The organism is Streptomyces sp. NPDC047061, from assembly GCF_040643955.1.
Classification (GTDB): Bacteria; Actinomycetota; Actinomycetes; order Streptomycetales; family Streptomycetaceae; genus Streptomyces.
This window is the reverse complement of sequence record NZ_JBEYVI010000044.1, coordinates 91,591-98,061: the sequence shown is the minus strand read 5'-3', so window position 1 is coordinate 98,061 and position 6,471 is coordinate 91,591. Positions and strand designations below refer to the sequence as shown.

The window sequence follows — 6,471 nt, the reverse complement described above, 5'->3', positions numbered from 1 at the left end:
CGCGAGTGAGGCGAAGCGTGGTTCGGGGCGGTGGGAAAGCGATACCGACGGGGCATGCGCCGGACGGCAAAGGGCCCGCCCGCTCGCGTGAGCGCCCGCGGTTCGTGGTGGCTCAGACGTGTTCCACGGCCGCGTCCAGCAGCCAGTCCACCAGGTAGCCGGCGAACGACGAGCGCACCAGCACCCAGAAACCGGCCCTGGTCTCGTCCCGTGCGACCAGCACGACCTGGGTGCGGGCCAGCGTGGTCTGGGCGCAGCGGCCCGGGCCGAAGGCACGGGGGTGCAGGTCCAGGGCGCAGCCGTGGGCGAGCAGGTCGCGGGCGCGCGGGCCGCCGACCAGGAGGGTGGTGCGCTGGGCGGAGACGTCGGTGACGGCGACCGGTTCGTCCCCGGCGGCCGCACGGATCCGGTCCTCCAGCTCCCGCTCGGTGCCCGGCCGGCCGACCACCAGCCATTCGTCGGGGCCGAGCCACACCGCGGTCACCTCCCCCGCGTGCACCACGGTGTCGGGTTCCAGGGGCAGTTGGAGCCCGAGGGCCAGGCCCACGGCGTCCGCCGCCGGGCTCTTGGCGTCGAGGCGGACGTTCACCTGGGCCAGGAACGGGAGTTCGGCCAGGCGCAGGGCACCCTTGGAGGAGCGGGTCACGGCGGCCAGGCGGGGCGCGGCGTCGGCCAGGGGGCTGCGCGGCCGTGCGGTCGGGGCGGTGTCAGCCATCGCGGCGGGCTCCCTCGGGGTCGTAGAGGACGGGACCGGCGACGGTCACCGGCAGCAACCGGTCGCCGACGGGGGCGTAGAGGCGCTCGCCGATGCGTTCCCGGCCGCCCTTGACCAGGGCGAGCGCGAAGGTCCGGCCGAGGGCGGCGCTGCGGTAGCTGGAGGTGACGTGGCCGAGCATCGGCACGGGCGGGGCGGGCAGTTCGCCGTCGGCGACCAGGTGGGTGCCCTCCGGGAGGAAGGCGCCGGGGTCGTCGGTGAGCAGGGCGACCAGGTGCTTGCGGTCGGGGCGCACGGCGTCGGCGCGGGCGTAGGAGCGCTTCCCGATGAAGTCGGGCTTCTTCTTCGACACCGCCCAGCCCATGCCGAGGTCCTGCGGGGTGACCGTGCCGTCGGTGTCCTGGCCGACGATCGGGTAGCCCTTCTCGGCACGCAGCACGTGCATGGTCTCGGTGCCGTACGGGGTGATGCCGTACGGCGCGCCCGCCTCGTACAGCGCCTCCCACAGGGTGACGGCGTCCCACGGCGACACGTTGATCTCGTAGGCGAGTTCACCGGAGAAGCTGATCCGGCAGACCCGGGCGTCGATGCCGGCGACGGCGGTCTCCCGCCACGCCATGAACGGGAAGTCCTCGTTGGCCACGGCCAGTTCGGGTGCGAGCGAGCCGAGGACCGCACGGGACTCCGGGCCGACCAGCGCGACGGTCGCCCAGTGCTCGGTGACCGAGGTGCAGTGCACCCGCAGCTCCGGCCATTCGGTCTGGAGCCACTCCTCCATCCAGTCCAGGACGGCCGCCGCGTTGCCGGTCGTGGTCGTGACCAGGAACCGGTCGGGGGCGAGCCGGATGACCGTGCCGTCGTCGAACACCATCCCGTCCAGGCGGCACATCACGCCGTAGCGGATCATGCCGACCTTCAGGTTGCTCATCATGTTCGTGTAAAGCAGGTCCAGGAAGCGCGCGGCGTCCGGGCCCTGGACGTCGATCTTGCCGAGGGTGGAGGCGTCCATGAAGGCGACGCCCTCGCGGGCGGCACGGCACTCGCGGAGCACGGCGGTCTCCATGTCCTCGCCGTCCTGCGGGTAGTACCAGGGCCGCTTCCACTGCCCGACGTTCTCGAAGAGCGCGCCGTGCTCCACGTGCCAGCCGTGCAGGGCCGTGGTGCGGATCGGGTCGAGCAGTGCGCCCCGGTCACGGCCGGCGAGGGCGGCGAAGGAGACGGGGATGTACGGCGGCCGGAAGGTGGGCAGGCCGAGCGCCGAGATGTCCACGCCGAGGAGTTCGGCGACGACCCCGCTCGCCAGCACGCCACCGGTCCGGCCCTGGTCGCCCGCGGTACCGGCCGTGGTGTAGCGCTTGGTGTGCTCCACCGAGCGCAGGCCCGCGCCGGTCGCGCGGCTCAGGTCGGCCACGGTGACGTCGCGTTGGAGGTCGACGAACCGGGGTGCCTCGCCGGGGACCGTGAAGACGTGCATGGGCGGGGTGTACGGCTCCGGGGCCACGGCGGGCAGGGCGGGGGCCTCGGCCGTGTAGCCCTCAGCCTGCACCGCGCGGGTGCCGGCCGCCGTGCCCTGGGCGAGGGCCGTGGCGAGGTCGAACGCCCCGTTCGCGGCGCCCGCGACCGCCACCGCCTGACGGCAGCTGTCGGGCACGAACGTGCCGAGCTCCGCGTCGTGGCGGAGCTTGCCGCCCGCCTGGCTGAACAGGTGCGCGACCGGGTTCCAGCCGCCGGAGACGAGGAGCAGGTCGGCGGCGAACTCCCGCTGTGCGCCGGTGCCTTCGTACGGGGCGACGGTCACGGCGGTGAGCCGCTCGCCGCCCGCCGTGCCGGTGACCGCATGCCCGGGGAGCACCTCGATCCCGGCGGTCCTGGCCCGCTCGGCCCACTGGCCCGGTTCGGGCCGGGTGTCGACGATCGCGGCGATGGCGACTCCGGCCGCCGCGAGGTCGAGGGCGGCGGCGTAGGCGCTGTCGTTGGTGGTGAAGACGACGGCCTGCCGGCCGGGGAGCACGGCGTACCGGTGCAGGTAGGTGCGGGCCGAGGTCGCCAGCATCACGCCCGGGCGGTCGTTGTCGCCGAAGGCGAGGGATCGTTCGTGGGCGCCGGTGGCGAGGACGACGTGCCGGGCGCGGATCCGCCAGACGCGTTCGCGGGAGACGTGCGGTGGGGCGTCGGTGCCGAGGTGGGTGGTGCGGCGCTCCACGGCCAGGAGGTGGTTGTCGTCGTAGTGGCCGAAGACGGTGGTGCGGGGCAGGACGCGTACCTCGGGAGCGGCTTCGAGGCGGGCACGGGTGGCCGCGACCCAGTCGAGGTGCTCGCCGGTGCCGAGCAGGCTGCCGCCGGGTTCGGGCTGGTCGTCGGCGAGGATGACACGGGCGCCGCTGGCGGCGGCGGCCGCGGCGGCGGCGAGGCCGGCCGGGCCTGCGCCGACGACGAGGACGTCGCAGTGGGCGTGTACGGCGTCGTAGCGGGCCGGGTCGGGGGTGGTGGCGAGGCGGCCCTGGCCGGGGAGGCTGGTCGCGGCGAGGCCGTCGTGGAGTTCGACGGTGGTGGCGGGGAGCATCGGCTCGGGGAACGGGGCCTCGATCTGGACGACCGCGTTGGGTTCCTCGACGCCCGCGGAGAAGATGCCGCGGGGGCGGCCGAGCTTGATGCTGGTGGCGGCCTGGATGACGCCGTTGGCGAGGAGGGCGGAGGCGAGGGTGTCGCCTCGGTAGCCCTGGTACTCGGTGCCGTCGAAGGTGAAGGTGAGGGGGGTGGTGCGGTCGATGCGGCCGCCGGTGGGGGTGCGGAGAGGGTGGTCGCCCCCGCCGCCCCTACCCGTCCCGTCCTGAAGGGGCGCTGCCCCTTCGACCCCGGCGGGGGCTGCGCCCCCGGGCCCCCCTTCGGCCTGAACGGCCTCGTCCTCAAACGCCGGACGGGCTGAAAGAGGCGGCGGCGTTGGACGCGGCTCTCCTGCCCTGTACACCGTCAGGATCTCGTTCGTCGAGGTGTCGCGGACCGCGTTGAACCATCTCCGGCAGCCTGCCGCGTGGCTCCAGCGTTCCGCGAACGGGCCCTTGGGGTTGTCCCGGAAGAACAGATACCGGGCCCACTCCTCGTCGGTGAGCGACGACGGGTCCTCCGGGTACGGCACGTGGGCCTGGCCGCCGTAGTGGAACTCGGTCTCGTCGCGGGGCCCGCACCACGGGCAGGGGATGAGCAGCATGGTTGGGCTCCCTAGTGGGCCACCGCGGCAGCGCCGTGCTCGTCGACGAGCGCGCCGGTGGTGAAACGGTCGAGCGAGAAGGGGGCGTTGAGGTGGTGAGGGGTGTCGTGGGCGATGGTGTGGGCGTAGACCCAGCCGACTCCCGGGGTGGCCTTGAAACCGCCGGTTCCCCATCCGCAGTTGAGGTAGAGGTTGTCCACCGGGGTGAGGCCGACGATCGGTGAGGCGTCGGGGCTGACGTCGACGATTCCGCCCCAGGTGCGCAGGACGTGGGCGCGGGCGAAGACCGGGAAGAGTTCGAGGGCCGCCGCCATCTGCTCCTCGATGATGTGGAACGCGCCGCGCTGGGTGTAGGAGTTGTACGCGTCGATGCCCGCGCCCATCACCAGTTCGCCCTTGTGCGCCTGGCTGACGTAGACGTGCACCGCGTTGGACATGACGACAGTGGGATGGACCGGTTCCAGGAGTTCGGAGACCAGGGCCTGGAGCGGGTGGCTCTGGAGGGGGAGGTCGATGCCCGCCATCGCGGCCAGGACCGAGGTGTGGCCGGCCGAGCAGAGGGCCACCTTGCCGGCCGCGATCGGGCCGAGGGTGGTCTGGACGCCGACCACCCGGCCGTCGACCACGTCCACCCCCGTGACCTCGCAGTTCTGGATGATGTCGATGCCGGCCGCGTCCGCGGAGCGGGCGAAGCCCCAGGCCACGTAGTCGTGCTTGGCGATGCCGGCGCGGGGCTGGTAGGTGCCGCCGAGGACCGGGTAGCGCACGTCGGGTGAGGTGTTGACGATCGGGCAGACCTCTTTGACCCCGTCCGCGTCCAGCCACTCGGCGTCGACGCCGTTGAGGCGGTTGGCCTCGACCCGGCGGACGCTGTCGCGGACGTCCTGGAGGCTGTGGGCCAGGTTCAGGACACCGCGCTGGGAGAAGAGGATCGGGTAGTCGAGCTCCTCCTCCAGGCCCTCCCAGAGTTTCAGCGCGTGTTCGTAGATGCCCGCGCTCTCGTCCCAGAGGTAGTTGGAGCGGATGATCGTGGTGTTGCGGGCCATGTTGCCGCCCGCCAGCCAGCCCTTCTCCAGGACGGCGACATTGGTGATGCCGTGGTTCCTGGCCAGGTAGTGGGCGGTGGCCAGGCCGTGTCCGCCGCCGCCGACGATCACGACGTCGTACGACCGCCTGGGCTCGGGCGTGCGCCAGAGGAACTCCGGGTGGTCGGGGAGGTCGGCGCCTGGGGTGCTGGGGCTCATCGGGCGTCTCCGTCGTGCGAGAGGTGCGGGTAGAGCGGGTGCTTGGCGGCGAGTGACTCCGTGCGGGCGAGCAGGGCGGCGGTGTCCGGCTCGGGCTGGAGGGCGAGCGCGATCACGTCGGCGACCTCGGCGAAGTCCTCCTCGGTGAAGCCCCGGGTGGCCAGTGCGGGGGTGCCGATGCGCAGGCCGGAGGTGACCATGGGCGGGCGCGGGTCGAAGGGGACCGCGTTGCGGTTGACGGTGATGCCGATCTCGTGAAGGAGGTCCTCCGCCTGCCGGCCGTCCAGCGGGGACTCCCGCAGGTCGACGAGGACGAGGTGGACGTCCGTGCCGCCGGTCAGCACCTTCACGCCGGCCGCGGCCGCGTCGGGCCGGGTCAGCCGCTCGGCCAGGATGCGGGCACCGGCCAGGGTGCGGGCCTGGCGCTCGGTGAACTCAGGTGACGCGGCGACCTTGAAGGAGACGGCCTTCGCCGCGATGACGTGCTCCAGCGGGCCGCCCTGCATCCCGGGGAAGACCGCCGAGTTGATCTTCTTGGCGAGGTCGGCGTCATTGGTGAGGATGACCCCGCCGCGGGGTCCGCCGAGGGTCTTGTGGGTGGTGGTGGTGACCACGTGGGCGTGCGGGACGGGGCTCGGGTGCAGCCCCGCCGCCACCAGGCCCGCGAAGTGCGCCATGTCGACCATCAGCAGGGCGCCGACCTCGTCGGCGATCCGGCGGAAGGCCGCGAAGTCCAGCTGCCTCGGGTACGCCGACCAGCCCGCGATGATCATCTTCGGCCGGTGTTCCTTGGCGAGCCGCTCCACCTCGTCCAGGTCCACGAGGTTGTCGGTCTCGGAGACGTGGTACGGCACGACGTTGAGCATCTTGCCGCTGTAGTTGATGCGCATGCCGTGGGTGAGGTGGCCGCCGTGCGCGAGGTCGAGGCCGAGGATCGTGTCGCCGGGCTTCAGCAGGGCGAAGAAGACGGCGGTGTTGGCCTGCGCGCCCGAGTGCGGCTGGACGTTGGCGAACCCGGCCCCGAAGAGGGACTTGACCCGTTCGATCGCCAGCCGCTCGGTGACGTCGACGTGTTCGCAGCCGCCGTAGTAGCGGCGCCCGGGGTAGCCCTCGGCGTACTTGTTGGTGGCCACCGAGCCCTGCGCCTCCATCACGGCGGTGGGCGCGAAGTTCTCGGAGGCGATCATCTCCAGGGTGGACTGCTGCCGGTGCAGCTCGGCACGGAGAGCGGCGTGCACCTCGGGGTCGAGCTCGGCCAAGGGCGTGTTCAGCGCGTTCATGTGAGTTTCGCGATCCTTTCAACG

Annotated in this window: 4 protein-coding genes; all 4 read right to left on the bottom strand. The window is 72.7% G+C overall.

The genetic code is table 11. The features are described 5' to 3' along the window. Positions 1-112: 112 nt before the first annotated feature. The 4 genes from ABZ887_RS41835 to glyA are packed head-to-tail and all read right to left on the bottom strand — an operon-like array spanning position 113 to position 6,447. The gene (locus tag ABZ887_RS41835; protein WP_361302404.1) at positions 113-715 is read right to left on the bottom strand and encodes a sarcosine oxidase subunit gamma family protein; all 603 of its coding nucleotides are present in this window, start codon (positions 713-715) and stop codon (positions 113-115) included. Further along, on the bottom strand, positions 708-3,923 hold the full coding sequence (locus tag ABZ887_RS41830; RefSeq protein ID WP_361302401.1) for a sarcosine oxidase subunit alpha family protein: 3,216 nt from the start codon (positions 3,921-3,923) through the stop codon (positions 708-710). The genes ABZ887_RS41835 and ABZ887_RS41830 overlap by 8 nt, the downstream gene beginning before the upstream one ends. Before the next feature lie 11 nt (positions 3,924-3,934). Continuing rightward, on the bottom strand, positions 3,935-5,167 hold the full coding sequence (locus tag ABZ887_RS41825) for a sarcosine oxidase subunit beta family protein (RefSeq protein WP_361302398.1): 1,233 nt from the start codon (positions 5,165-5,167) through the stop codon (positions 3,935-3,937). Continuing rightward, positions 5,164-6,447 carry a serine hydroxymethyltransferase gene (glyA, locus tag ABZ887_RS41820; RefSeq protein ID WP_361302395.1) on the bottom strand — a complete coding sequence of 428 codons (1,284 nt, stop codon included), beginning with the start codon at positions 6,445-6,447 and terminating at the stop codon, positions 5,164-5,166. The genes ABZ887_RS41825 and glyA overlap by 4 nt, the downstream gene beginning before the upstream one ends. Between the last annotated feature and the right edge of the window lie 24 nt (positions 6,448-6,471).

Bases quoted from the DNA above. Each gene is read 5' to 3' on its own strand.
- ABZ887_RS41825 (WP_361302398.1), bottom strand. From the start codon at position 5,167: ATGAGCCCCAGCACCCCAGGCGCCGACCTCCCCGACCACCCGGAGTTC.
- ABZ887_RS41830 (WP_361302401.1), bottom strand. From the start codon at position 3,923: ATGCTGCTCATCCCCTGCCCGTGGTGCGGGCCCCGCGACGAGACCGAG.
- ABZ887_RS41835 (WP_361302404.1), bottom strand. From the start codon at position 715: ATGGCTGACACCGCCCCGACCGCACGGCCGCGCAGCCCCCTGGCCGAC.
- glyA (WP_361302395.1), bottom strand. From the start codon at position 6,447: ATGAACGCGCTGAACACGCCCTTGGCCGAGCTCGACCCCGAGGTGCAC.